Here is a 24093-nt window from a genome sequence, read left to right as displayed (position 1 = left end):
TTGAAACTGTCCAAAAAAACGTCCGCATCCCCTTCTGTCGTTTAACCCGTTTTTCACCGTTTTTTTGGGGGGGGTAAGTCGTTGGGTAGCCGTTGGGTCTGACGAACTCGCGCACTGCACAACCGGGCATTAAAGGGGCGGTCATCAGAAATGCAGTGTGAGGCGCTGCTCGATTAGTCGGCATGAAGGTACTTAGCTTGAGGGGGGTCCTGGGTTGATTCCGGTCGATTCACCTCAACTCATGTACGCGCTGCTGGCTTTCAGTTTCACATATCGATGAGTTATTCACTTATGGCCATGCTGGAGCGCATCGATAGGTGAATCATGCATCGATAAGTGAGCGCAGCGCTAGAAAATAGCTGGCAGACGGGCCTGGTCAGTCCACTGTGGGGTCGCAACAGTAGAGGGCGGGAGAAAACTTTTCCTGTCCCCGCCCTCTATAAAGAACTCTACGAAGCCCTGGCTTTCGATTTCTTCAGCATGATCATCGGCAGAATCAACAGGACTAGCCCACCGATAAGCGCTACTCCACCGAATAGCCACACCAGTCCGGCGTGTTGAACAGTGGGGCAAAAATTATCACGCCGAGTAGCGCGAAGAATCCCCACTGCGCCAGGTACATGCCTACGGAATAGGACCACATCGTTCGCGCGCGCTGGCGCACCTTGGCATCGAAATCCATTGTGAATGGCAGGGCACCGAAGACTGCCGCGATGAGAATGGTCGCGTAGTCGCCGAAATGCTCGCTGAACTGGATTATTCCCAAAGCGTTGGGGCCTAGCAGCAAGCCGAGCAAGCCCGCAGTAATCGGTGCGGGGATGAGAAGCTTTTGGAACCAGGGGATGAACCGTCGCATCAAAAAACCACCTACCCAGTTCATTCTGGGAGGTGGTTTTGGTTGAGGTCAGACGGTTTTACTGTCGGCCATTCTTAATGCGCGACCAAGCCGCTGCGATAACCACGCCAGCGCATGCGATGGCGAGGTAGGCCCACACGTGATCACCGCTGGTCTGAATGGTCTTTGGCGGAGCAGGAGTGTTCTCCGCAGTCAGCACACTTTCTGTGTCACGGCCGGAGGTGATGTCATCGATCCAGTCAGCAGTGCCAGCGAGGGTAGTGATAGCTGCGCTGGGGGAGGGCAGGTCAGGGTCGCCATTGGAGGTTCCGGCGGTAGCGAGACCAGCGAGCTTTCCGTCGACGAAGAATGGGCCACCGGAGTCGCCTCCCTGCATACCCGCGCCGGAAACGGAATGTGCGTCCAGGATGGCGCTTTGAATCATTGGCATCATGGCAGCGTCGGCTGGGATACTTTCTGTCCCTGCCGGGATCGACTCGGTTTTGGAGTCATCTGGCATGGCAGCTCCTGGCTGCATCTCCATTGATTCCATAGCGTCACCCGGAACAGCGCCGCCCGGAATAGCCTCACCCGGAACAGCTTCGCCTGGAGTAGCGTCACCCGGAACAGCACCACCAGGCGCAGCCTCACCTGGGGTTCCTTCAGTGGGGCCTCCTCCCAGCAGCTCATTGACGACCATCTTGGTCATCGGAAGCTGCCCGGATCGTGCCATGGACGAGCTGCTGCTCCAGCCGTAGAGAGTTCCCGTCTGTCCAGGTGTGGGGATATCGCGGGAGACCTTCGCCGGGGTTGCGTCGGTGACCTTTTCGGTCAGGTGAAGCAATCCCGCATCAGACATTGGAGAAAGCGCCCAAGAATCGGCATCGTAGACCTTTCCACCGATGCGGGCCTGGGTCCCTTCGTTGTTCACAGACTCCAGGCAGTGGCGTGCGGTGAGCACCCACTGGTCGGCAACCAGCGTGCCGGTGCAGTCACCGAAATTACCGATTTTGCCAATCTTTAGCGCGGCCACAGAACTGCTTTCAGCATTGGCGGGTGCGGGTTCGCCGTTTTCCAATGCAAGAGCCGGAGTCGCAGATAGAAGCAGGGTGCTGCTAACAATTGCTGCGATGGAAAAAGATGTTTTCTTCACGGTTATTTCCCTTTCCCAGAAGGAACAATGCCCTTGATTGCGGTGGCAACGAGTTTTTCGGCAGGGCCCTGTCCGACAAATTTCTTCCAGAGGCTAGCGATGACGAGGAAGAATACGATGAAACCTGCTGCAGACAACGTGGAATGCAATGCAACATTCTGCTGCCAATAAAACGCGGTGAGAACGTGCAGGATGTAGATAGTCAGTGACATTGTTCCCATAGCCGCGAATGGGTAAACCACAGCTGGGAAACGATCGCCTACGAACAGGCACAAGTGCAACACAATAGCGGCAACAGCGACGGAGAGAATGATTTCGCCGAAGACGCCAGTGTGTCCGGTAAAGCGGAGCCAGCCAGCAATCTCTGGATCAAATCGGAAGTACATGCCGACGGCAGTGACGACAACGCTGACAGCGGTAACAATCCAGCTCAACCGAGTATTGGCGTTGGTCTCAGAGGTGGAAGTGCTTTGCAGGCGACCGCGCAAGTAGACGTCGTAAAGCAGCATGCCGCCGATGAAATATGCAATCCACGCGAGTAGCGGATAGATCTGTGGCAGCGTCATAGGCGCGTACTTGATTGTGGCGGCGATGGTTGCGGCGATGAAGAAGCCGACTCGCCACCAAGTTCCGAGCGCTGGCATCCAGGAAACCAGCATCATTACCAGGCCCATGATGACGAGGACCACCTGAATTTCTCCACCGACCGGCAATAGTGCCAGGCCGATGAGAATGATCAGGGCACCGCGGGTGATTAGACGCAAGAAGGTAGTGCTGCTGTAATTACGGCCGATGATCATCATTGTGGCGCCGGCGATGATGGCGAACAGTGATGAGGGTAGGCCAGAGAGCACAACCTTTGTGCTCCAAAGTAGTGAGGCCATATGGACAATAATCATGCCGATGATGGCGAGTGAGCGCGCTATATCAAGCCCCACGATTCGGGTAGGTTTATTCACCCCAGATTTCTCCTTTACTACAACGTATAGGGAGGTGCTCTTTGGTAAAAAGCACTCTCTACAAATGGCGTATTGAAAACGACTTTCTAGTTGTAGCAGCCGAATCTGACAATACATTAAGTGAGCATGTGTAAAACACAGTGTTTCGTCTGTGTTTTTACTGGGAAACTAGCGCGTTCAAAAAGCCCAGGGGCACGCGTAACCTAGTGGCATGAGATCAATGCTGACGAGTTTCACCTGGGCTGAGGTGCCAGGAGTCTTCCTCGCGTACCTGTTGATTATTGCCATCCCCACCGCTCTCGCTTGGATGGGTGCCGTGTGGCTGGCCAAAAAGTCCGGCGAGCGTATCGCGTTTGGGCACACGATTTTCGTCTTTGTCGCAGCATTCCTAATCTGCTTTTGTACGCTCGCGTGGACGCTCGAGGGCGAATACGACTACTCGCCATGGCAGGTTTTCTGCAGTGGCTTCGCGATGGTCATCCTTACTGCCTCTGCCATGATGCGCGTGCCCGCCCCAACTCTGAACCTGCTGCCCACGTGGTGGGCAGCGGTCGCCGGCTATGCCCTGTGCTGGAGCATCATCGCCGGCACTGACGACACCACCGGGCTCTGGGCAGTCGGCCTGATGTTCCTGCTCCTCGGTCTCATCGCAGGCGTCGGCGCAGTCGTGTGGCTTACGCTGGCGATAAGGCGGCTTTTGTTGGATTCTGCCGCTTAGGGATTCTTAGTGGAACGGAGTTCGACAGCTAACTCGTCGATACGGCGCTCGAGGTCATCGCGAATCAGATCCATGCGTTCTTTTCCGTCGATGCCTCGTTTTGAGGGCTCGTCAGTAAGCCAACGCTCGAGTGAGCCTTGAGCGTCCGAGGGGAGCTCTACATGAGCGGCATCGCCGATGATGACAACACGATCTGCAGTCCGGAGAATCGTGGGGGCAATGGGCTTTGGTGATGCACTGTCCATAGAGGCGCCGATTTCTGCAACTGATTTGGCTGCAAGCGCATTGGTAGTAGTTTTGGGGTTCGTTCCTGCTGAAAGGGCGATGAACTGCGTGGCATATTTTGCACGCGCAATGGCCTCGGCCATCTGGGATTTACCGGCATTTGCCACGCAGATGAAAAGTACCTTCGGGATTTCCTTCATTTCAGAATCCTTTTTCTATAGTTTGTCCGGTACGGAAAGGTCATTAGGGAAAAGGCGCGGCCCGAGCCCGCGGGTGACGTAGACAAGTGCAACGAGTACGGGTACTTCAATAAGTGGTCCAATCGTTCCCGCAAGTGCTTGCTGGGACAATGGGCCGAAGGTGCCAATCGCAACCGCAATTGCCAACTCGAAGTTATTTCCGGCGGCCGTAAAGGCAATCGATGCGGAGGTTGCGTAGTTCATGCCCGCGGCCTTGGCCGAAGTGAGAGCGATCGCGAACATGGCGAGGAAGTAGATCACTAGTGGTAGTGCCACTTTCGCAACGGTCCAGGGATTCTCAAGAATCTGCTGTGACTGAAGCGCAAAGAGCAACACGATTGTGTATAGAAGGCCGGCAAGTGCCAATGGTGAGATTTTGGGCAAGTACTCATTTTCATACCAGTCGCGACCACGGGTGCGTTCACCAATTATGCGTGATGCCGCGCCAGCCAGAAGCGGAATACCGAGGAATACCACTACAGATAGTGCGATTGCCCAAAAAGAAAAGGTGGCGGAAGTGGTTTCCAGTCCCAACCAGGAGGGCAGAATCTGCAGGTAGAACCACCCTAGAGCGCCGAACATGAAAATTTGAAATAGCGAGTTGACGGCCACCAATACGGCAGCGACTTCAGTATCGCCGCAAGATAGGTCGTTCCAGACCAAAACCATTGCAATGCAGCGGGCGAGACCGACGATGATCACGCCAGTGCGCAGTTCTGGACTATCACTGAGGAATATCCAGGCAAGGGTGAACATCAGTGCGGGGCCGAGAATCCAATTGAGGAAGACTGTGATGCCCATCAGCTTCCTTGATGTCAAAATTTTGCCCGTTTTGTCGTATCGAACCTTTGCGAGCGGTGGGTACATCATGACCAGCAATCCGATGGCGATTGGTACGGAAATTGTCGTAATTTTTGCCTCTGCCAGCCAGTTCACAAGTGACGGTGCAATTTTGCCCAGAATGAGGCCAATTGCCATTGCAGCTGCAATCCATAGCGGCAAGAAGCGGTCTAGGAAGCTGAGTGACTTTGTAGTCTGTGTCATAGTTTCCGGTGTAATCAATATATCGATGATTGTCAATATATTTAGAGGGGAGGCCGTGTAGCCTCAACGGGTATGGACGAAATCTCAGAATGCTGTGCACTTGGCGGTCGGCCTCTCGACGCGGCGGAAGCGCAGGCTGCGGCAACGCTCTTCAAAGCGCTGGCGCAACCGGCGCGCCTGCAAATTTTGTCTCAGCTCGCTGCCGCTGGCTGTAGTCCGATGACCGTAGGGGAGCTGGCCGCTGTTTCTGGGCTTAGTCAGCCGACGGTGTCGCATCATTTAAAGACCATGGCGGATGCCGGGCTGCTAACTAGGTCTAAGAGTGGACGGGTGGTAACCCATGAGGTACGCCCTGAGGTATTTGCTGAGCTGCGACGTATCCTGGATATCGGTCACGCGGACGGGAGATAGTGAGCCGCTCGTCGCAAATTGCGATAGGTTGGAAAACCCTGTTTACCCGCCCAGGCGCTTGACGACGGCGTCGTGAAGCAACCCATTCGTCGCAACTGCGTCCCCGCCGTGCGGCCCGTCGACTCCCGCTAGGGAAGTGAAGCGGCCGCCAGCTTCCTCCACCAGGATCGCAAGCGCTGCCAGGTCCCACAGGGAAACCTCCGGCTCTGCGGCGACATCGACCGCACCCTCGGCTACCAGGCAGTAGGAGAAGAAGTCGCCATAGCCACGCAGGCGCCAGGCGTCATCGGTGAGCCCGATGAAGTTGTCGCGCAGGTCGCGCTCGGCCCAGCCGGTGAGCGAAGAGTTGGAAATTGAGCAGTCCGCGATGTCTGCCACCTTCGAGACCTCAATGCGGCGCTGAGCGGCTTCCCGGCCGCCGACGTGGGTGCGCTTGAATGCGCCGTCGCCCTTGGATGCCCACCAGCGACGGCCCAGTGCTGGGGCAGAGACTACGCCGACAACCGGCTTGCCGTCCTCCAGCAGGGCAATCAAGGTGGCCCAGACCGGGACATTGCGCACGAAGTTCTTAGTGCCGTCGATGGGGTCGATGACCCACTGGCGCCCCTCAAACACAGCTTCGCCACCGAATTCTTCGCCGAGAACTTCATCGCTCGGGCGCTTGTCCGACAGAATCTCGCGGAGCAGCTTCTCGCACGCGATATCGGCATCGGAGACCGGAGTCAGGTCGGGCTTGGACTCGACGATTAGATTGGCCGCCTCGAAGCGGGACATCGTGAGGTCGTCGGCTGCGTCGGCAAGCGAGAGTGCGAGGGCGAGATCTTCGGAGTAAGAGGTGGTCATGGCCGAAATTCTAGCGCAGAACCTCACTCAGCTCTGCGACCTGGCCACTCGAGCCCGCAAGCTTCCAGCGCCCCACCGACGTGCATTCGCCGCCTGCGCCCGTAATAAGCGCATACCCAGGCAGCCAGTCCCAGGCTGCGACGTCGCGCTGGAACCACACGCCGATGCGGCCGTCGGCCACGCCTGCCATATCTACCGACGCCGAGCCCAGCATGCGCCAGGTAGCGCTGCGGGACACCGCATCCAGCCAGGACTTTGTGGCGGTGACCTCGGATTCCTCGCTCGAGCTCACCACCGTGGTGTGGAGGTAGGTCGCTGCGCAGACTTCCGAAAGCGGGTGGTCAGTGACCCGGAGATCGTCAACAGTGCCGTCAATGTTGATGCGAGTGGTCGGGAGATTGGGGCCACCAATCCAGCTCTCGCCCGTTGCCGGGCGGTGCACCGCGCCGAGGATGACCTCATCCGGATTGTTCGCATCGCCCATAACCAGCGCCAATGCGCTGCACCAGTAGTCCGAACCAGTGGTGAAGTTGTAGGTGCCATCGACAGGATCGATCACCCACGTGCGACCAGACTGGGACTCCTTCGCGGACCCTTCCTCGCCAAGAATGCCGTCCTCCGGGCGGAGCGCGGCCAAAGCCTCGACGACGAATTTCTCCGCTGCGCGGTCGGCCGCGGTGACGACGTCGGAAATCGATGTCTTGTACTCCGTGACCAGGCCTTCGTCGCGCATACGAGCGGCAATGGTAGCGGCACGCTTCACGATGGCAACCGCAACGCTGGTATCCGATGCCACAATCGACTCGGATACTTGGGAGAGAAAGAGTTCTAGGTCTTGGCTGGAATCTTGGTGCGGGTCTTGGCTGGAATCTTGGCTGGCGGTGGATTCAGACATACGTCCTATTGTGCACCGAAACAGGCGGTATAGCTAAGGTAGTACCCGTGAACCCGGATCTGAATGCTGACCTCAAAGAACTCGACGCGACGCTGACCACCATTGAGAAGGTGGTCGATGTCGACGAGCTTTCCGACCGGATCAGGGAGTTGGAAGCCCAGGCCGCCGATCCGTCGCTGTGGGATGACCCCGACCACGCGCAGCAGGTCACCAGTGCACTGTCGCAGGCGCAGGCGAAGAAGAAAAAGATCGACTCGCTGCGCGGGCGCCTCGACGATCTCTCCGTGATGTATGAACTCGCGGAAGAGGAGGGCGACCCCGACGCCGTCGAGATGGCCGATGCCGAACGCGCTGAGCTGCGTGCCGACATCGAATCCCTCGAGGTCACGACGATGCTTTCGGGGCCTTACGACGAGCGCGAGGCGGTCATCAACATCCGCTCCGGTGCCGGTGGCGTGGATGCCGCTGACTGGGCCGAGATGCTCATGCGCATGTACCTGCGCTGGGCCGACAAGCACGGGCATAAGGTCGAGGTTTACGACACGTCCTACGCTGAAGAGGCCGGTATTAAGTCCGCTACTTTCGTCGTCCATGGCGAGTACATGTACGGCACCCTCTCGGTCGAACAGGGCGCGCACCGGCTGGTTCGTATTAGTCCTTTCGACAACCAGGGCCGCCGCCAAACTTCCTTCGCTGAGGTCGAGGTGCTGCCGGTTGTGGAGGAAACGGATCACATCGACATCCCCGAGTCAGATTTGCGTATCGACGTCTACCGCTCCTCCGGCCCAGGTGGGCAGTCGGTGAACACCACGGACTCCGCGGTCCGGCTTACGCACGTCCCGACCGGCATCGTGGTGACTTGCCAGAACGAGAAGTCCCAGCACCAGAACAAGGCATCTGCCATGCGAGTTCTGCAGGCGAAGTTGCTGGAGAAGAAGCGCCAGGAAGAGCGCGCGGAGCTGGATGCTCTCGGCGCAGGCGGCAATGCCTCGTGGGGTAACCAGATGCGCTCCTATGTGCTGCACCCGTACCAGATGGTCAAGGATCTGCGTACCGAATACGAAGTCAACAACCCACAGTCGGTCCTCGACGGTGACCTCGACGGTTTCATCGAGGCCGGTATTCGCTGGCGCATGGCTCAGCAGTCCGAAGGCGAGTAGCGCTAGAAGGGCGGTTCGTCTTCGGGCGCTTCCGGTGCCTCGGGTGTTTCCGGTGTGGTGGGTTCGTCGGCTTCTCCGTTTCTCTCGTTTTTGTTCATTCCCAGTTCTTCGCGAGCCTGATTTGTCAGCTCCTGTGATTCGCGGAGGTGTTCCAACCTCTGCTCGTTGTATTCCTTGAGTGTCTGTGCTTTCTTTGTCTTGCGCAGGTCGAAAGAGTAGCGACCGTGGCCGGAGAGCGGTCCTGATTCTGTGCTGATAAGCGCAGCTTTTTCGGTGCTTTGATCAGTGACGGAGGTCCAGTACTCCACGCCGTCGATATCGCGCACGACATTCCAAAGACCGGCCGTTTTTAGATTGTGGTGGCGGCGGCATAGGCAATGGAGGTTAGGCGTTTCGGTTTGGCCACCTTCTTCGGGATTCTCGTGGTTATACGACTGAATGTGGTCGATGTCGCACTTCGTTGCATCGACATCGCATCCGGGAAAGCGGCAGGTGCCGTCTCTACCTTGGACGTAAGTACGCTGTCGCTCTGTTGGCGAGTACTTTTCCGTTTTCTCGTCCGCTAGTAGCCGGATGCTAGTGACTCGATCGAGCCAGGATTCAGTGGCGATTTTGTTGATCCACCCCAGACCGCCGATCCATGCCTCCTGCGGCTTGTCTTGAGTAAGTGGGCAGTACAGATTCAATGTGGCGGTGACCTGAGCAGTCCCGTGCAGAAGGTGTGAAAAAGCCTCGACGAAGTCGCAGTCCTGATCAGCGGTAATTTCTTCCAAGACTTTCTGAAACTCAATTGCCCGCTCAGGCATCAGTTCCATGGTGACTTCAGTGAGGTTGTTCTTTAACTCGAACTTTATAGATTCGCCAGCTTTTTGCTCGATGCCTTTTTGAAACGAAGTAATCGGCGGGTCGTACTCATTTTTAGGGCGCAATAGCGGGCTGACTTCATTAATAAATCGCTGAATATTCTGTTGAAGACTCCGAACTCCGCGAAGAACTTCACCATTGACTCTCGGCGTGATCAGTTCGAGGAGATGGTCTTCGAAATATTTCACAGTAGAGGAGTCATCCAAGGGGAGGATGGCTGTGGCAATGACCCGCATGTGGGGAAGCGGTAGCTGTGCGCGTTTGAGCAGAAGCTCTTTCAACCGCGGGAGCCGCTCTAGCTGCATCCCGATATCGATGTACTGGAGTGTTCTCCCGCGCGACATGCCAAGAGCTGGAGCGATTTTGGCGATGTAATCTTCGACATCTTTTGTTGAAGAAGACGGAACACAAGCAAGGGCAAGCTGCAGATCAGCTCGATTACGGTCAATTCCAAGACGTGCTGGTGCTGTTTGAGAAATCTCATGGTGAAAGCGTGGCGCTGTTGCTTCCATCGCCGCAGCGTAAGTGCGTTTCCGTGGTATATGTTCCCCGCTGGCCATTGTTGAATCCCCCTGAAAGATAAGGCCTGGACGTTGAAATGTTGAAATAAGGAAGAGATAGTGAAAATATTTTCGACTAACTCTGAGCGAATTTTCCGAGCTTTAAGCAGCTCGGCGACGTTATTTGGTGTTTTTAATCCTCGCGTTTAATCTTTCATCGCTCATTTTAATCGAACAGGTAAGCGAAGTAAAGGGTGATTTAAAGATTTTGGGGAAAATAGTTTCGAATACTGTCGTAGTGTGCACTTCCGTGTGGTCGCGCGCTCTGGGGGGGGGGCAACGCCACCCGGTCCCGCAGCCTCGCTACTCCAGCGCCCAATTCCACGCATTCCAGAGTGACTTGAGTGGCTTAAGTGATTAGAGTGTCTATCTATGATCACTTTCGACGGGGTTACCAAGTCCTATTCGACTTCTAGCCGACCAGCTCTAGACGACGTTTCAGTCCACATAGATAAAGGTGAGTTTGTCTTTCTCATTGGACCGTCGGGCTCTGGTAAGTCGACCTTCCTGCGCCTAATGGTGCGTGAAGAGAAAGTGGATTCAGGAAAACTGACGGTCGCAGGCCAGGATCTGACCAAGATTTCTCGCCGCAACATCCCGAAATTGCGCCAAAAGGTAGGGTACGTCTTCCAGGACTTCCGCCTGCTGCCAAAGAAGACCGTGTACGAAAATGTCGCGTTCGCATTGCAGGTAATTGGCAAGCCGAAGGCGAAAATCGACAAAGCTGTTCCGGAAACGCTTGAAATGGTCGGGCTCTCGGGCAAGGAAAATCGCTACCCGCACGAGTTGTCTGGTGGTGAACAGCAGCGCGTTGCCATTGCTCGAGCCTTCGTCAACCGCCCGCTCATCTTGCTTGCCGACGAGCCCACCGGCAACCTCGACCCAAGCACTTCCGGTGACATCATGCTCTTGCTTGACCGCATCAATCGCATGGGCACGACGGTTATCGTGTCGACTCACGACAACGATGCCGTGGACTCCATGCGTCGCCGCGTGCTGGAGCTGGAGCTGGGGCGTCTCGTGCGTGACGACGCCACGGGTGTTTACGGCCTGAACAACTAGCAGACAGTCCATCGGTAGAAGAACTCATTCGAAAGGTATTACTGACCTATGAAGACTCGCTTTGTCCTCGGTGAGGCTTTCTCCTCCTTGGGCCGAAACATCACGATGACCATCGCGATGATTATTACGACTGCGGTGTCGTTGGCGCTGCTTGCGACGGGCATCCTGGTTACTGAGCAGACCAGCCGCACGAAGGATCTCTATCTCGATCGCGTAGAAGTGCAGATTGAGCTGAATGAACAAATCTCCGCCGAAGATCAAACTTGCTCATCGCCGGAGTGTGCTGAGGTCGTCGGCAAGCTTGAAGAGGCTGACGGCATTGATTCGGTGACCTTCCGAAACCGTCAGCAAAACTTTGACCACTTCGTGGAGATGTTCAAGGACAGTGACCCCGTGCTCGTGGAAAATGCGACGCCGGAGTCGCTGCCGGCTGTCGTGATGGTGCGTCTGAGTGATCCGACCGATGTAAGCCCGCTCGATCCGATTCGGGAGCTGCCACAGGTCGACCACGTTACTGACCAGCATGAAGAGATCGGTACTGCAGCTCAGAACCTGGACTCGGTTCGAAATGCGACCTTCCTGCTAGCGGCGGTGCAGGCCGTTGCCGCGGTGTTCCTGATTGCGAACATGGTGCAGATTGCGGCGTTCTCGCGTCGTAAGGAAGTTGAGATTATGCGCATGGTCGGTGCCAGCCGTTGGTTCACGCAGGCGCCGTTCGTCGTCGAGGCTGTGATTGCGTCGCTGATTGGTGGTGTGCTGGCCATTGGTGCGCTGTTCCTGGGCAAGGCGACGGTCATCGATCCGGCGCTGAGTAACCTGTACAAGGCACAGCTCCTGGCGCCGCTGACCAACGGCGATATCGGTGTGGTGGCGCCGATCGTGGTCGTTATTGGCATGGTCTTTGCTGGGCTTGTTGCACAGGTCACGCTGCGTCTTTACTCACGCGACTAGGGTTGCAAAAAGGTTAGCGATTAGGCCCCGCGGTTAAACCCGGCGAATAGGGTCGTCGCGCCCTGCCGGGTAAACTGTGGACTATGAATAATGACGACGTCCAGCGCCCACCGAAGCTCGACAAGAAGGCTTATGAGGCCGAGCTCAAAAAGCTCCAGGCAGAGCTCGTCGAAATGCAGCAGTGGGTGGTAGAAACCGGTGCCCGAATTGTCATCGTGATGGAGGGGCGTGACGCTGCCGGCAAGGGGTCGGCCATTAAGCGCATCACGCAGTACCTGAACCCCCGTACCTGTCGTATTGAGGCCCTGCCGGCTCCGACTAGCCGTGAGCAGGGTCAGTGGTACTTCCAGCGTTACGTCGAAAAGCTGCCGACTGCTGGTGAAATCGTGATTTTCGACCGCTCCTGGTACAACCGTGCCGGCGTTGAGCGTGTCATGGGCTTCTGCACTTCGCAGGAGTACCGTCGCTTCCTGCATCAAGCGCCGATTTTTGAGCGTCTGCTGGTCGAAGACGGCATTATCCTGCGTAAGTACTGGTTCTCTGTGTCGGACGAGGAGCAGGTTGCCCGCTTCAAGTCCCGTCGTGAGGATCCACTGCGCCGCTGGAAGCTCTCGCCGATGGATCTGGAGTCCATCACCCGCTGGGAGGATTACTCCCGTGCAAAGGATGAGATGTTCATCCACACCGATATCCCGTCCGCACCGTGGTTCACGGTTGAGTCTGAGGACAAGAAGCGTTCGCGTATCAATGTCATCAACCACCTGTTGACGACCATTCCGTACGAGCGCATTCAGCGCGATGTTCCGGAAATCCCGGAACGTCCGGAGTCGGAGGGAAGCTACGAGCGTCCGCCGCGCACTGAGTTCCGCTATGTGCCGGACGTTGCCGCCAATCTCGAGGCTGACCGCGTGAAGGGCGCAGGCAAGTCCGATAAGAAGGGCAAGAAGCACAAGAAGGACAAAAAGGACAAGAAGAGCAAGAAGAAGTAGCTCCTTAGTCTCAGTGAGGTTCTGGTCGTCAGAACCTTCCTGTCAGAACCTTTCCCTGGTTAGTTATCTGTGTCACACTGGGTGACATGACTGCTACTGATAACGGTTCTGGCACTGCACGCACCGAGGTCAATGAGCCAAAGGTGCTGCGAGAAGTCCACGGGCGATTTGGTCACCTTCGGTTGAACAGGCCGAAGGCACTTAATTCGCTCGATTTAGATATGGTCACCGAGGTCGTCGAGGGGCTCCGCGCATGGCGTGACGACGACTCGGTGGATCACATTGTTGTTTCATCCGGTCACCCCAAGGCGTTTTGTGCCGGTGGTGACGTGCGCGCAGTTCGGCAGGCTGTGCTCGATGGTGTTCCGGAGCAGGGGGAGAAGTTCTTCCGGGACGAGTACGAGATGAACGCGATGATTGCGGAATTTGCGCAGTCCAAACCATATATCGCGATTATTGATGGCATCGCTATGGGTGGTGGCCTGGGAGTTTCCATGCACGGCTCCCACCGAATCGTGACTGAGCGAGCCAGCGCCTCCATGCCAGAAATGGCAATCGGCTTTGTTCCCGATGTGGGCATTACCTATTTTTCGCAGCATGTGAACACTCAGTTGGGCGGACCCTCGCCCGCGATTGCTCGGTTTGCAGGACTGACCGGTTACCGCCTAACTGCGGCGGACATGCTGTGGGCTGGATGGGCAACGCATGCGGTGCCATCCGCGCAACTGGACGAGTTCGTCGCGGCACTGGACCGAGACGGAATTGATTCGGCGCTTGCGGAGTATGCGCTCGATGTGGACTCGGCTGAGGCTCGTGAGCTGCTCGGTGAGCCGCAGCTGGCCGAGTGGAGCGATTGCATCGAGGCCTGCTTCGGCGCTGATAGCTGGTTGGAGATTGAGCGTGCTCTCAACGAAGCCGCTGAGGCTGGCTCCTGTGCGTCGTCAACAGTGGAGACCTTCCGCGATCTGCTGGCACCCGCCAACCCGGAGAGTCTCGTGGCGGCAGCGGAGCTCTATGCAGCGAACGCGGGTCCGGGGGTTACGCTGCAGGAGGCTCTGAACCGGGAGATGAAGCTCGGCGCTTACATGCGTCAGCACCCCAATTTTGCCGAAGGCGTGCGGGCAGTGTTGGTGGATAAGGACCGCGACGCCGCCTTTAAGCCCGCTACCGTGCAGGAAGTTGATGTCGAAGAGATTCGACAGCACCTTCGTTAGCTGGCTATGCGTTAGACAAAGCTGTGGCGGCCAGTCGTCGGCGCGAAATCATCGGCAATCATGGCCGCCAATTCGAGATAACTCTGGGTGGTGGCGGGCTGGAGATTGTCCAGCTCGATATTGGCACCATTCGCGATATGCGGATCGTAGGGGATGACCTGTACTGCGCGGCAGCGCTGGGCAAATAACTCGTGCACGGTCTCTGTGGACAGTCCCTGTTTATTTAGCTCGTTGACCACCACGACAGTGGTAGAGACCAGCCGTTCGAAGCCGTGCGCTGAAAGCCAGTCCAATGTCGTCCAGGCGCTTTTCACGCCGTCCAGTGCAGGCGTGGTGACCAGCACCAGACAATTGGCCGCAGACAGAATCGAAGCGGAGATGGGCTGCGTCAGGCCGGTACCGCAGTCTGTCAGACTCACGTTGTAATGCCGCCGAAGGATGTCGAGGGCCGCGCAGTATTCGCCGTCGGAAAGCGCGATCGTCGATGTCGGATTTTGGTCGCTGCCGACAACCTCCAGCCGTGACGGCGTGTGTGATGTATATGCGCGGACCTGCGCGTATTTGTCCGTATCCGGGGCTCGGAGCAGATCGCGAATAGATGCGGGATTGGCTGCGGTGACGCGTGCACCGAGGGTGCCAAAGTCCGGATTCGCGTCGATTGCGACGATTCGGTCACTGCGCAGGCTTGCAAGCGTGGCGCCCAGGCACATGGTTGTCGACGTCTTGCCAACGCCGCCCTTCACGCTGATAACAGCGATGTTGTAGTCACCGTAGATAGGCTGTCGCACCCGCTCTATCAGCTCGCGTTGCTTGCGTGCCGACGATGATTCCCGCGGTGAAATTGCGCCCCAGGTGGCCTTATGAACCCAGCTGCGCCAGCCCGACTGTGGTGCCTGCCGCGAGTTCAGGCTAGCGGCCAAGTCTGAGACCGAAACTGCGTGATTGACTGCGTGTTTGGTGGAAGCCATAGACTTCATCCCCTCCCCAAAAATCCCCAAAGTATGTCCCCGCCGTCGTTTTTACCACGCAGCCAGGACGACGGCGACTCCAAAGAAGGCATCGAGAATTCCGACCTGTTTCGGAGTCCACGGCCGAGCGCGGCGAGCGCCGGAGATTGGCATGGTAAAAGACCTGATGAGAAGCCCAATTGCGACGATGGGCACACCGATGCTGATGAGGTTCCGGTCGTGGAGGAGGAGCCACCCGATGATGGCCACGGCGGTAATGAGAACGTGATACGTGACCGAGCCAATGAGCCACTGGCGGTTGCCGCGCTTGCGAATCATAGTTTTTACATAGGGCACGGTGCCGACGAAATATCCAGCGTAGATAGCCGCAATTGCCCAAGCTTTCGGGGTTGGTCCGGCGATGATAGGCACCATGAGGCTAGCGGCCAGAACGGTGGAGACACCAGAGAGAAGTGAGCGCGGTCGGCGGCGGTAGGTCTCCCAAATAGCGATAGCGGCAAGAGGGGCAATGAGGGCGACCCAGGTGAGGAGGGAAACGTCGGCAAGCAGTGTGATGCAGCCGGCGACGGCAGTGAGCGCGGTGTACGTGGCGGCGGGTGCGAGGTGGCGGCGTTGGCGACGAGAGCGGAGCCAGACGCTCACGGCGAAGAATGCGAAGTAGCCGAGCAGCCAGGTCGCGGTGACGGCAAGGCCTGTCCATGTGGGGGTGAGGGCGAGAGCGGTCAGCGGGGGAATGGTGACCATGAACCAGGCGCCGTGCTGGTCCGGAACCCAGCCAGCGGAGCGCTTGTGATGGGAGCGGCGGGCGGGGCGGGGAGGACGTGGTTGGCGGGGCTTTTGGCTCATACTACGCATTGTAGATGCGTAATTATGTCGGGGCTGTATTAGAACCTCATATTGAAACCTCATTGAATAAAATGCACATGCGCGCAAGGCGACAGTGCTAACGTTGAACTCGCATTCTCAGGGCGAGGTGAAATTCCTCACCGGTGGTGATGCTGCGGCTGACGCAGACAAGTCCACGAGCGCCCTACCTGTGGCCAGAAGGGTCGTCAGGTAGGGGACAAGCAGATTTCGGTTGGAATCCGAAACCGACGGTCATAGTCCGGATGAAAGAGAAGGAGTTGAATAATTCGTGGAATACGTGTCGGATTTTTTGGTGGGTTTCCTCACTGCACAGCTCAGTGTGGCGGGAGCACCAATCTTGATTCGTGAAATTGTCGGTAACCTCTTTGGCCTGGCGTGTGCCTTCCTAGGTATGAAACGGAAGGTATGGGCTTGGCCGGTCGGCATTATCGGAAATGCCTTGCTGTTTACCGTCTTCCTCGGCGGAGTTTTCCACACGCCACAAAATCTTGATCTCTATGGCCAGGCTGGGCGTCAGGTCATGTTTATCGTCGTCAGTCTCTACGGGTGGTTCAGCTGGGTCAAGAGCCGCAATCAGAGCGGTGACGAGGTCGCAATTGAGCCGCGGTGGGCGACGGCATCGGAACGCATTGGGATGATTACCGTGGCTATCTTCGCCACTGTGATTTGTGCCAATATCTTTGAGATGCTGGGCTCGTGGGGGCCATGGGCCGATGCCTGGATTTTCGTCGGTTCGATGTTGGCGACCTGGGGTATGGCCCGCGGGTGGAACGAATTCTGGCTAATTTGGATTGCCGTTGACGCCGTGGGAGTGCCGTTGCTGCTCAAGGGTGGCTACTACCCGTCGGCGGCGCTGTACCTCTTCTACGGATGCTTCGTTATTTGGGGCTTTGTCTCCTGGGTTCGCCTCGAGCACCAGAGCGACAGTGACCAGCAGAAGAGCTCCGAGACCGACCAAGTACCGGCTTTGGCAGCAGCCGAGCGGTAGGATAGTCCAGGTGAGCTTCCGACCAGATAACTCCCGTACCAACCGCGCCCATCAAGCCGAAGAGCGTGCCCGCAGTCTCGTGCAGGACGTCCTCGACCGCGAGGAGCGGGTACGCAACAATCTGGCCAGCGCTGATGTCGACCCGTGGACGATGCGCTTCGTCGTCGATGAGTCGATTTCTGAGGGCGCAATCATCACCTGGCGCAATGAGGCCACTCGTGCCCGCCGCATCATGCGCCGCTATGACATTCAGCGGGGCTACCGCGAGAAGTTGCGCGAAGTTGAAAAGCGCATCGATGCCATGTTGCACCTCGCGGAATCGCTGGAGGAGTCGTGGGACGCCGCGGCACACGCCTCGAAGAGGCTTTCCGACGCGGAGGCCCGCGATGTCGCAGCCTTTGAACGTGAGCGCGAGCGGCAAAATGACGCGGCAGAGACTAAGCGGCAGCGTGAGGAGAAGGTCCGCAAGTTCCGTCGGAAAGCGGAAAATATTGCTACCGACGCGTGGGACGCGGGCCGTGACGCGCTGGAGAAGCTGCCGCCGCTGTCGTCTTCGCTGAAGGACATCGCGGCTAAGTTCCGTTCGCGGGGCTCGGAGGAGGAACCGCGCGAGGTACGGCGGGCAACAGCCCGCGACCTGCGCAAGGAGCCCCCGCTGCCGGAGGACTAGCGCTCCTCAGCTTTAGCTGCCTGGACTACCTCAGCGAGCTTGGAAATCTCCTCGTGAGAGGGGCGGATATCCGGATGCGTGCGACAGTAGTCCAGCAACAAATAGCCAGCTGTGCGAATGCGACGATGCCCATCCCAGTGTGGAGTGGCGATTTCGGGGTCGTTGGTGGCCAAAGACGAGATGGCCTGGCGCTCACTGAGCAGCTCGTACTGGAGATCTCGACGAATATCGAGCGCCTGATTCGGAGTACCGGTTAGCAGCGCGCCGAGAAGAGCGCCCATCTGTCGATAGCAGCGCGGAATATGACGCAGGTAGTGCTTTTCAATGCTCTCGGTTGGCCAGAAGTGCAGGACAGCGAGAGCCAGCGCGCAGGCGATACCGACTTCCAAGACACGATCGGTCACAATCGGTGCGAGTTCGCCAGCGACGTTTCCGCCCAGCAGCAGCGCCAATGGAGTGGTGACGATTGTCGTCAGCGCATAGTTCTTCACCACGAGAATCTCCGCGCCGAATTGGCAGGCTGCAAGCGCGATAAGTAGCGTCCAGCTGTCCAGGCCAAAGGAAAAGAGCAGCGCATAGAGGAAAATGCCGATAATCGAGCCGACCATGCGGTGAATCCCTCGGATCGAACCAGCGGTGCGGTCGGGACCCCACTGCAGAGTCATCAATGCGCTGACCACCGCCCAGTCAGGCCGGTCGAGACCGACAAGCACGCTGATGAGACCAGCTAAGCCACCGGTAATAGCAACCTTTGCCGCAGTCATCGACGCATGGGAATAGCGATCGAAAGAGCGGAAGATTCGGTAACTCACGCTTGGTCGCGCGAGTGGAATGGTTGTCTGCGTCTCGTCGAAGAGGTTAGGCGTGTCCACGATGTCCACAGCGCTGCCGTGCACGCCCAAGCGTGTGCGGATAGCAATCAGCCGCTGATGAGCAGCAATGACACGGTTGACCAGTTCCGTGTGGGAGGGCTTAACGATTTTGCTGCCACGGATGATGCCTGCGTCGGCAAGCGATTCCCATGCGTCGGTGAGTGCAGTTTGCGCCTGGTGATGAACGGCGAACGATGTCGAGTCTGACTTTTCCATCGCGTCGATGGCTGATTCAAGGGATTCGACAGCCGCCATCTCGGGGCCATGCGGATTCCACAACCGCGGTGCCATGCCGATGACTATCGCGGAAAGCACGCCAACGGTAGCCCACATGGCGGTTTCCACCGGGTTGAAGCCGAGGCGGGCGATCATTGTTGTGCCGCCGGAGACCATCACAATGAAGAATGAACCTGGCGGTGGCAGGCGCAGTGCGTTTTGAATAAAAGCGCCGATGGTGGCCAACGCCGTGGTAAAAAGTGCGATGAGCAGCAGCCATAGATTGCTGCCGCCGGAAGCGATCTCACTGTGGACCACCGAGCCGACAAAACTGCCGGACATAACTCCGGCGATCAAGCATAGCCCGGCGATGGCCATCACGCGCAGACGGCTGCGGTAGGGGTGGCCTTCGCCATAGATGACCACGCAACCACCAGCGGCGATAAGGAGCATCTCCGAGCCATGTCCGGTGAGAAGTGCCACGGCACCCGGCAGGAATAGCGCGAGTGCTGCGCGGAGGGCACCTGGCCATCTCTGCGCACGGGAGTGGAAGGCAGTAAAAAGCTGCCATGCACTTGGTTGTGGAGGAAGCTCAACCGTTTGGCTCAATGTTGGTGAAATCTCCTTAAAACTCTAGTCAGCGACCAGCGTCTCGAGCGTGAACTCCGGGTGCTCCTTCTCAATGAAGGACAGCTTCCACTTGTCGCCGAAGAGGGCGATGAGGGCGCCGTCGGAACGCGTGAAGATCTCCACGCCGCGCTGCTTTGCCAGCTCAGGCGCGGTCTCTTCGTCCGTGCGGCGGGCGACGGAGTAGGGGATTGGCTCGGCGATGGTCTCGACGTTGTACTCGTTTTCCATGCGTGCCATCATGACCTCGAACTGCATCGGGCCGACCGCGGCCATCACCGGGGCGGCATCGCCGCGGGCATCGTTGCGCAGAATCTGCACCACGCCCTCGGCATCGAGCTGATCGACAGCCTTACGGAACTGCTTGTACTTGCCCAGGCTCTTGGCGCGCAGAGTGCGGAAGTGCTCGGGCGCGAACTGCGGCATCGGCTTGAATTGAACCTTGCGGCCCTCGTAGATCGTGTCACCCGGCGCCAGTGAACCCGCATTGACCAGGCCGACAATGTCGCCCGGGTAAGCCGTCTCCACAGTCGAACGTGTCCGGCCGAAAACGGTCAAAGCATACTTTGTGGAGAAAGTACGTCCCGACTGCGCATGCGTGACCTGCATGCCGCGGTCAAACTCGCCAGAGACAACGCGCATGAAGGCCAGCTTGTCGCGGTGGTGCGTATCCATACCCGCCTGCACCTTGAACACGACGCCCGAAAAATCATCCGTCGGTTCGCGCTTTTCGACGATAGCCCCCTGGCCGCCAGCCGCTGCAGCGGCAACGGCAGCCGGGTCGGACTCGCGGGCACCAGGTGCCGGAGCCAGCTCGCAGAGAGTGTCCAGGATCTGGTGGACACCCCAGTTCAGCATGGCGGAGGCGAAAATCACCGGAGAGGTGTCGCCAGCGAGGTACATCTCCTGGTCGTGGTCAGCGCTATCGGCGGAGAGTAGCTTGGACTCCTCGGCTGCCGTCTCCCAGGCGTCGCCCTGCTCTGCGGAGGCCTCATCTGGGGTGAGGTGACGCTCAGCGGCGATAGTGGCGCCACCGGCAGTGCGCTCGAAGCCAATGAACTGCTTGGCCTGGCCGTCCTCACCACGCTCCAATAGACCGCGGAAGTCGCCGGCCTCACCAACTGGCCAGTACAGCGGAGTCGGTTGCAGACCAATCTCCGCGACAATCTCATCCATCAACTCCAGGGGAGCCTTACCCGGGCGGTCCCACTTGTTGATGACGGTGACGATGGGAATTCCGTTGGACTTACAAACCCGGAACAGTTTCAACGTCTGAGGCTCGAGACCCTTGGCACCGTCGACAAGCATGACAGCGGCGTCGACAGCGGTGAGCACACGGTAGGTGTCCTCGGAAAAGTCAGCGTGACCAGGCGTATCGACGAGATTGATCATGTACGGCTCGCCGTCGTGCCCCTCTGGCTGGTACTCGAACTGAAGCGCGGAAGAGGCAATCGAGATGCCGCGATCCTTCTCCATGTCCATCCAGTCGGACACAGTCGACTTACGGCCGGCCTTGCCGTGGACAGCACCGGCTTCGTTAATGACATGAGCATGCAGCGCCAGCGCCTCGGTGAGCGTGGACTTACCGGCATCCGGGTGTGCGATGACGGCGAATGTGCGGCGGCGTGCGGCTTCTTCGGCGAGAGTGGTCACAGGGAAACTACGCTTTCCTTAAAAAGAAAATCGGAATAAGGGAATCGGGTTCAACCTTTCTAACTTACCGCTCCAGTGGGGTAAGGGGTCAATTGCAGTTAGAGGTTGAACAGCTCGCGCAGCGTCGTGATGACGCCTTCCTCCGCGTTCGACGGTGCGATGTCGGTGGCGCGGCGTTTGATTTCCGGGTGACCGTTGGACATGGCAAACGAACGGCCTGCGTGGTCGATGAGCTCGAGATCATTCAGGTAGTCAACGAAGCAGACAGTTTCGGCAGGAGAGACACCTAGGGCCTCCTGCAGGGCGGCGAGTGCCGTGCCCTTGTTGGTGTTGGCATCGATGAGGTCGACCCAGTGGGCACCGGAGACTACCGCGCGCAAGTGCGAGCTTTGGGAACGCAGGTAATCGGCCGATTCCTCTTCGACGGAGTAAGGATCAAAGGCGGCAATTTTGACGATGCCGTCCTCGGCGGCAGCGGCGATGACATCATCGACCTTCTGCAGCTTCAGGTAGTACTTGGCGGCCTCGTTGAACTGCAGCTGCTGAACTTCCTCCGGAATATTGAAATGCGGCGGGAAAAACTCCACGTATGCGCTGGCAGCGCCGCAGATAATAACCGACAGGGGAGTACGGCCCGCCGCCACACGGTTGTCGTTGAACTGGCGGATCGCGTGTACCAACTGAGTGACGATGTCGTGGTCGATACTGGTAACCGAAACCACCTCGCCCGCATCCGCGACATAGTTGCCGTTTTCCGCAATGATTGGGATGCGGTGTGCAATGGGGGCGAACTGGTCGGCCAGAGTTGCGTACTGGCGGCCCGACGCGGGAGCGAAGTGGACACCGCGGTCGAGCAGCTCCGTGACTACCGGCCAAAAGGACTCCGGGATTTCCTTGTCTTCATTTAGTAGAGTCCCGTCCATATCCGTGACTACAAGGCGGTATGGCGGCTGGGCGGGAGATTGCTGCTGGATATCCAGGGGTTCCGTCATGGCTCTTATTCTAACGGGTAAGTAGGGTTCAATTTTCTTCCTTGAGGTGTCTCCCGGTGTCTCCCCCGATTGGGTGAAAGCTGGGCCACAATACGGGGTACCCAGTTGAGGGCGATAGCCGGTGAATAGCGTGTGCGGGGTATTTTGAGGGGGAACTCATACTCATTTAAGCCAGGAGGATTTATGTCGGATTCGGCCCCCATCAAGCGCAATGACTGGAATGAGCGCATCAGCCTTGCAGAGCAGATGATCCCCCTCCTGGGACAACTGCGCCGCAACAATGATGTCGTGACTTCAATCTTCGGCCGCCGACTGGAAAACGTTACCGAGACCGGCATCATTAAGTCGCACCGCTACGCCCGTCGCATCACCTCGCAGGAGCTGCCCCTGAGTCAGACCCTGCCGATTCTGCAGGAACTGGTGAAGATGGATCTCGGCACCGCCTCCATTGACCTGGGCGCCCTGGCTACCAGCTTCGAAGAGGAAGGCGGCGATCTGCGCGCATTCCTCGAGCGTGAGCTTGCCGACGTCATCGGTGCCGGGACACAGACCCCGAAGACCGACATTGTCCTCTACGGTTTCGGACGTATCGGTCGTCTGCTGGCCCGCATTCTGCTGGCTCGTGAGGCACTGTTCAACGGCCCGCGCCTGCGCGCGATTGTGGTTCGCCAGAATGGTGAGGACGACATCGTCAAGCGTGCTTCGCTGCTGCGCCGTGACTCCGTCCACGGTGCATTCGACGGCACCATCTCGGTTGACCGCGAAAACAACATTATTTGGGCAAACGGCACCCCGATCCAGGTCATTTACTCCAACGACCCGGCAACTGTTGACTACACCGCCTACGACATTAACGATGCGATTGTCATTGACAACACCGGTCGTTGGCGTGACCGTGAGGGACTGTCGCAGCACCTTCAGTCCAAGGGAGTTTCCAAGGTTCTGCTCACCGCGCCGGGCAAGGGCGATGTAAAGAACATCGTCTACGGAATTAACCACAGCATCATCGAGGACTCTGACAATATTTTGTCGGCAGCTTCCTGTACTACCAACGGCATCACCCCGGTGCTGAAGGTCGTCAATGACAAGTGGGGCGTCGAGTTCGGTCACGTCGAGACTGTTCACTCCTTCACCAATGACCAGAACCTGATTGACAACTTCCACAAGGGTTCCCGCCGTGGTCGCGCAGCCACCCTGAACATGGTTCTCACTGAGACTGGTGCCGCAAAGGCCGTCGCCAAGGCTCTGCCGGAGTTTGAGGGCAAGCTGACCGGTAACGCCATCCGCGTTCCCACCCCGGACGTTTCCATGGCGGTGCTGAACCTGACCCTCGACACTGAGGTCGACCGCGACGAAGTCAACAACTACCTGCGTGAGGTTTCCCTCAAGTCCGTTCTGCGCCAGCAGATTGACTACATCCACTCCCCGGAAGTGGTTTCCACCGACTTCGTCGGCTCCACCCATGCTGGCATCGTCGATGGTCTGGCTACCATCGCCAACGGTAAGCACCTGGTGCTCTACGTCTGGTACGACAACGAGTTCGGTTACTCCAACCAGGTCATCCGCATTGCTGAGGAGATCGCAGGCGCTCGTCCGCGGGTCTACCCGAAGCGCAAGCACATCGACGAGCTCTAAGGCGGCGGACCTGAGCTTGAGCTGCTGAGCCCTCGAACGCCCTCTTCCCCCCCCTCCAAAACCACGGGGGTTGAGGCGATGGGGAGGGCAGGGGAGGGGGACGGGGAGATTTTTCTGTCCATCGACGACGACCTGGATTCCGCGTATGAGCCGTTCGAGTTGGTGAGGATTGTGATCCTGCCGGAACTGAGCGACGAGGATCTGGTTTTCGGCCTCCAATTCCGGGCCTCCGGCGACATCGAGCACGGGCGGGGGATGAAGATTCGGGAAAGTGATTTCGGGATCGTCGAATACGGCTCGGCGGAAGTGGCCCTGTTCGGCGCCTTGGTGGCGGCGTCCGGCCGCCACTCGGTTCCAATCCGCGTGGGGCCCTATGTGGATTGTCAATAGTCAGGCGGGACTTTCACGTACATCGTATGGGAGGGGTGTAGCCATGACTGATCGCCGGGCCGCATCGTGCGGGCCGGCGGTGATCAGCGCAGC

General features: G+C 58.1%; 23 protein-coding genes, 1 pseudogene and 1 riboswitch. Of the genes and pseudogenes, 11 read left to right on the top strand and 13 right to left on the bottom strand.

Annotated features, from left to right (window positions below; translation table 11 throughout):
* Positions 1 to 538: 538 nt before the first annotated feature.
* The 3 genes and pseudogenes from HMPREF2547_RS10540 to HMPREF2547_RS10530 form a co-directional block, all read right to left on the bottom strand.
* A pseudogene (locus HMPREF2547_RS10540) lies at positions 539 to 880 on the bottom strand (sodium:glutamate symporter); the annotation flags it as partial.
* 34 nt (positions 881 to 914) lie between these two features.
* Complete coding sequence (locus HMPREF2547_RS10535) at positions 915 to 1988, bottom strand: trypsin-like serine protease (protein WP_070605778.1); 1074 nt, start codon at positions 1986 to 1988, stop codon at positions 915 to 917.
* A 2-nt stretch (positions 1989 to 1990) separates the two neighbouring features.
* Positions 1991 to 2947 (bottom strand): DUF418 domain-containing protein, encoded by a 957-nt coding sequence (locus HMPREF2547_RS10530; protein WP_070605776.1) that lies wholly within the window; start codon positions 2945 to 2947, stop codon positions 1991 to 1993.
* A gap of 211 nt (positions 2948 to 3158) precedes the next feature.
* Between HMPREF2547_RS10530 and HMPREF2547_RS10525 the strand changes: the two genes are divergently transcribed.
* Positions 3159 to 3665, top strand: coding sequence for a hypothetical protein (locus tag HMPREF2547_RS10525; RefSeq protein WP_070565969.1), 507 nt, complete (start codon positions 3159 to 3161; stop codon positions 3663 to 3665).
* Here HMPREF2547_RS10525 and HMPREF2547_RS10520 read toward each other — a convergent pair.
* Together HMPREF2547_RS10520 and arsB are read right to left on the bottom strand one after the other, a co-directional pair.
* Positions 3662 to 4090, bottom strand: coding sequence for an arsenate-mycothiol transferase ArsC (locus HMPREF2547_RS10520; RefSeq protein WP_048733886.1), 429 nt, complete (start codon positions 4088 to 4090; stop codon positions 3662 to 3664). The genes HMPREF2547_RS10525 and HMPREF2547_RS10520 overlap by 4 nt on opposite strands.
* A gap of 15 nt (positions 4091 to 4105) precedes the next feature.
* Positions 4106 to 5173: an ACR3 family arsenite efflux transporter gene (gene arsB / locus HMPREF2547_RS10515; RefSeq protein WP_070605774.1), complete on the bottom strand. Its 1068-nt coding sequence runs from the start codon at positions 5171 to 5173 to the stop codon at positions 4106 to 4108.
* Positions 5174 to 5245: 72 nt separating this feature from the next.
* On the opposite strand from arsB, the gene HMPREF2547_RS10510 reads away from it, so the two are divergent.
* Entirely contained in the window at positions 5246 to 5584 is a 339-nt protein-coding gene (locus HMPREF2547_RS10510; RefSeq protein WP_016423238.1) for an ArsR/SmtB family transcription factor, read from the top strand.
* A gap of 42 nt (positions 5585 to 5626) precedes the next feature.
* Here the strand turns inward: HMPREF2547_RS10510 and hisN are convergent, their stop codons facing one another.
* Both hisN and HMPREF2547_RS10500 read right to left on the bottom strand, forming a co-directional pair.
* A complete protein-coding gene (gene hisN, locus HMPREF2547_RS10505; RefSeq protein ID WP_070605772.1) occupies positions 5627 to 6427 on the bottom strand; it encodes a histidinol-phosphatase in 801 nt (266 codons plus the stop codon).
* 10 nt (positions 6428 to 6437) lie between these two features.
* Positions 6438 to 7322: an inositol monophosphatase family protein gene (locus tag HMPREF2547_RS10500; protein ID WP_070605769.1), complete on the bottom strand. Its 885-nt coding sequence runs from the start codon at positions 7320 to 7322 to the stop codon at positions 6438 to 6440.
* A gap of 47 nt (positions 7323 to 7369) precedes the next feature.
* Between HMPREF2547_RS10500 and prfB the strand changes: the two genes are divergently transcribed.
* Positions 7370 to 8482 (top strand): peptide chain release factor 2, encoded by a 1113-nt coding sequence (gene prfB / locus HMPREF2547_RS10495; RefSeq protein WP_038626269.1) that lies wholly within the window; start codon positions 7370 to 7372, stop codon positions 8480 to 8482.
* A 2-nt stretch (positions 8483 to 8484) separates the two neighbouring features.
* Here prfB and HMPREF2547_RS10490 read toward each other — a convergent pair whose 3' ends face one another.
* A complete protein-coding gene (locus tag HMPREF2547_RS10490) occupies positions 8485 to 9858 on the bottom strand; it encodes an HNH endonuclease signature motif containing protein (protein WP_242458686.1) in 1374 nt (457 codons plus the stop codon).
* Positions 9859 to 10278: 420 nt separating this feature from the next.
* Between HMPREF2547_RS10490 and ftsE the strand changes: the two genes are divergently transcribed.
* From ftsE to HMPREF2547_RS10470, 4 genes are all read left to right on the top strand, one after another.
* Complete coding sequence (gene ftsE, locus HMPREF2547_RS10485) at positions 10279 to 10968, top strand: cell division ATP-binding protein FtsE (RefSeq protein WP_048759837.1); 690 nt, start codon at positions 10279 to 10281, stop codon at positions 10966 to 10968.
* Between the two features lie 48 nt (positions 10969 to 11016).
* Entirely contained in the window at positions 11017 to 11919 is a 903-nt protein-coding gene (ftsX, locus tag HMPREF2547_RS10480; protein ID WP_070605767.1) for a permease-like cell division protein FtsX, read from the top strand.
* Between the two features lie 83 nt (positions 11920 to 12002).
* Positions 12003 to 12908: a polyphosphate kinase 2 gene (gene ppk2, locus HMPREF2547_RS10475; RefSeq protein WP_048733906.1), complete on the top strand. Its 906-nt coding sequence runs from the start codon at positions 12003 to 12005 to the stop codon at positions 12906 to 12908.
* Positions 12909 to 12994: 86 nt separating this feature from the next.
* Entirely contained in the window at positions 12995 to 14122 is a 1128-nt protein-coding gene (locus HMPREF2547_RS10470; protein ID WP_070605765.1) for a 3-hydroxyisobutyryl-CoA hydrolase, read from the top strand.
* 11 nt (positions 14123 to 14133) lie between these two features.
* Here HMPREF2547_RS10470 and HMPREF2547_RS10465 read toward each other — a convergent pair whose 3' ends face one another.
* Positions 14134 to 15090: a MinD/ParA family ATP-binding protein gene (locus HMPREF2547_RS10465; protein WP_246817603.1), complete on the bottom strand. Its 957-nt coding sequence runs from the start codon at positions 15088 to 15090 to the stop codon at positions 14134 to 14136.
* Positions 15091 to 15141: 51 nt separating this feature from the next.
* Positions 15142 to 15936: a YwiC-like family protein gene (locus HMPREF2547_RS10460; protein WP_065419938.1), complete on the bottom strand. Its 795-nt coding sequence runs from the start codon at positions 15934 to 15936 to the stop codon at positions 15142 to 15144.
* Between the two features lie 109 nt (positions 15937 to 16045).
* Positions 16046 to 16215: riboswitch (FMN riboswitch) on the top strand.
* 10 nt (positions 16216 to 16225) lie between these two features.
* Between HMPREF2547_RS10460 and pnuC the strand changes: the two genes are divergently transcribed.
* Complete coding sequence (gene pnuC / locus HMPREF2547_RS10455) at positions 16226 to 16945, top strand: nicotinamide riboside transporter PnuC (protein WP_049172200.1); 720 nt, start codon at positions 16226 to 16228, stop codon at positions 16943 to 16945.
* 10 nt (positions 16946 to 16955) lie between these two features.
* On the top strand, positions 16956 to 17615 hold the full coding sequence (locus tag HMPREF2547_RS10450; protein WP_016423226.1) for a hypothetical protein: 660 nt from the start codon (positions 16956 to 16958) through the stop codon (positions 17613 to 17615).
* Here the strand turns inward: HMPREF2547_RS10450 and HMPREF2547_RS10445 are convergent.
* The 3 genes from HMPREF2547_RS10445 to HMPREF2547_RS10435 all read right to left on the bottom strand — a co-directional run bounded on the left by HMPREF2547_RS10445 (position 17612) and on the right by HMPREF2547_RS10435 (position 21975).
* Complete coding sequence (locus HMPREF2547_RS10445; protein ID WP_070605761.1) at positions 17612 to 19312, bottom strand: FUSC family protein; 1701 nt, start codon at positions 19310 to 19312, stop codon at positions 17612 to 17614. The genes HMPREF2547_RS10450 and HMPREF2547_RS10445 overlap by 4 nt on opposite strands.
* Before the next feature lie 24 nt (positions 19313 to 19336).
* The gene (locus HMPREF2547_RS10440) at positions 19337 to 20983 is read right to left on the bottom strand and encodes a peptide chain release factor 3 (RefSeq protein ID WP_070605759.1); all 1647 of its coding nucleotides are present in this window, start codon (positions 20981 to 20983) and stop codon (positions 19337 to 19339) included.
* Positions 20984 to 21081: 98 nt separating this feature from the next.
* Positions 21082 to 21975 (bottom strand): Cof-type HAD-IIB family hydrolase, encoded by an 894-nt coding sequence (locus HMPREF2547_RS10435; RefSeq protein ID WP_070545969.1) that lies wholly within the window; start codon positions 21973 to 21975, stop codon positions 21082 to 21084.
* A 183-nt stretch (positions 21976 to 22158) separates the two neighbouring features.
* On the opposite strand from HMPREF2547_RS10435, the gene HMPREF2547_RS10430 reads away from it, so the two are divergent.
* Positions 22159 to 23610 carry a glyceraldehyde-3-phosphate dehydrogenase gene (locus HMPREF2547_RS10430; protein ID WP_070605758.1) on the top strand — a complete coding sequence of 484 codons (1452 nt, stop codon included), beginning with the start codon at positions 22159 to 22161 and terminating at the stop codon, positions 23608 to 23610.
* A 78-nt stretch (positions 23611 to 23688) separates the two neighbouring features.
* On the top strand, positions 23689 to 24000 hold the full coding sequence (locus HMPREF2547_RS10425) for a hypothetical protein (RefSeq protein WP_070605756.1): 312 nt from the start codon (positions 23689 to 23691) through the stop codon (positions 23998 to 24000).
* Positions 24001 to 24093 lie beyond the last annotated feature (93 nt).

This window comes from Corynebacterium sp. HMSC055G02 (genome assembly GCF_001809065.1).
Taxonomy (GTDB): Bacteria; Actinomycetota; Actinomycetes; order Mycobacteriales; family Mycobacteriaceae; genus Corynebacterium; species Corynebacterium jeikeium_D.
The sequence above is the reverse complement of the archived record's forward strand: the minus strand, read 5'-3'. Positions and strand labels throughout refer to the sequence as shown.

What these genes read in the sequence shown, in the direction of transcription:
- HMPREF2547_RS10465 (WP_246817603.1), bottom strand. Translation starts at nt 15,090, where the DNA reads ATGGCTTCCACCAAACACGCAGTCAATCACGCAGTTTCGGTCTCAGAC.
- HMPREF2547_RS10490 (WP_242458686.1), bottom strand. Translation starts at nt 9,858, where the DNA reads ATGGAAGCAACAGCGCCACGCTTTCACCATGAGATTTCTCAAACAGCA.
- HMPREF2547_RS10460 (WP_065419938.1), bottom strand. Translation starts at nt 15,936, where the DNA reads ATGAGCCAAAAGCCCCGCCAACCACGTCCTCCCCGCCCCGCCCGCCGC.
- HMPREF2547_RS10435 (WP_070545969.1), bottom strand. Translation starts at nt 21,975, where the DNA reads ATGACGGAACCCCTGGATATCCAGCAGCAATCTCCCGCCCAGCCGCCA.
- HMPREF2547_RS10430 (WP_070605758.1), top strand. Translation starts at nt 22,159, where the DNA reads ATGTCGGATTCGGCCCCCATCAAGCGCAATGACTGGAATGAGCGCATC.
- ppk2 (WP_048733906.1), top strand. Translation starts at nt 12,003, where the DNA reads ATGAATAATGACGACGTCCAGCGCCCACCGAAGCTCGACAAGAAGGCT.
- ftsE (WP_048759837.1), top strand. Translation starts at nt 10,279, where the DNA reads ATGATCACTTTCGACGGGGTTACCAAGTCCTATTCGACTTCTAGCCGA.
- HMPREF2547_RS10525 (WP_070565969.1), top strand. Translation starts at nt 3,159, where the DNA reads ATGAGATCAATGCTGACGAGTTTCACCTGGGCTGAGGTGCCAGGAGTC.
- hisN (WP_070605772.1), bottom strand. Translation starts at nt 6,427, where the DNA reads ATGACCACCTCTTACTCCGAAGATCTCGCCCTCGCACTCTCGCTTGCC.
- HMPREF2547_RS10500 (WP_070605769.1), bottom strand. Translation starts at nt 7,322, where the DNA reads ATGTCTGAATCCACCGCCAGCCAAGATTCCAGCCAAGACCCGCACCAA.
- HMPREF2547_RS10520 (WP_048733886.1), bottom strand. Translation starts at nt 4,090, where the DNA reads ATGAAGGAAATCCCGAAGGTACTTTTCATCTGCGTGGCAAATGCCGGT.
- arsB (WP_070605774.1), bottom strand. Translation starts at nt 5,173, where the DNA reads ATGACACAGACTACAAAGTCACTCAGCTTCCTAGACCGCTTCTTGCCG.
- ftsX (WP_070605767.1), top strand. Translation starts at nt 11,017, where the DNA reads ATGAAGACTCGCTTTGTCCTCGGTGAGGCTTTCTCCTCCTTGGGCCGA.
- HMPREF2547_RS10470 (WP_070605765.1), top strand. Translation starts at nt 12,995, where the DNA reads ATGACTGCTACTGATAACGGTTCTGGCACTGCACGCACCGAGGTCAAT.
- HMPREF2547_RS10510 (WP_016423238.1), top strand. Translation starts at nt 5,246, where the DNA reads ATGGACGAAATCTCAGAATGCTGTGCACTTGGCGGTCGGCCTCTCGAC.
- HMPREF2547_RS10425 (WP_070605756.1), top strand. Translation starts at nt 23,689, where the DNA reads ATGGGGAGGGCAGGGGAGGGGGACGGGGAGATTTTTCTGTCCATCGAC.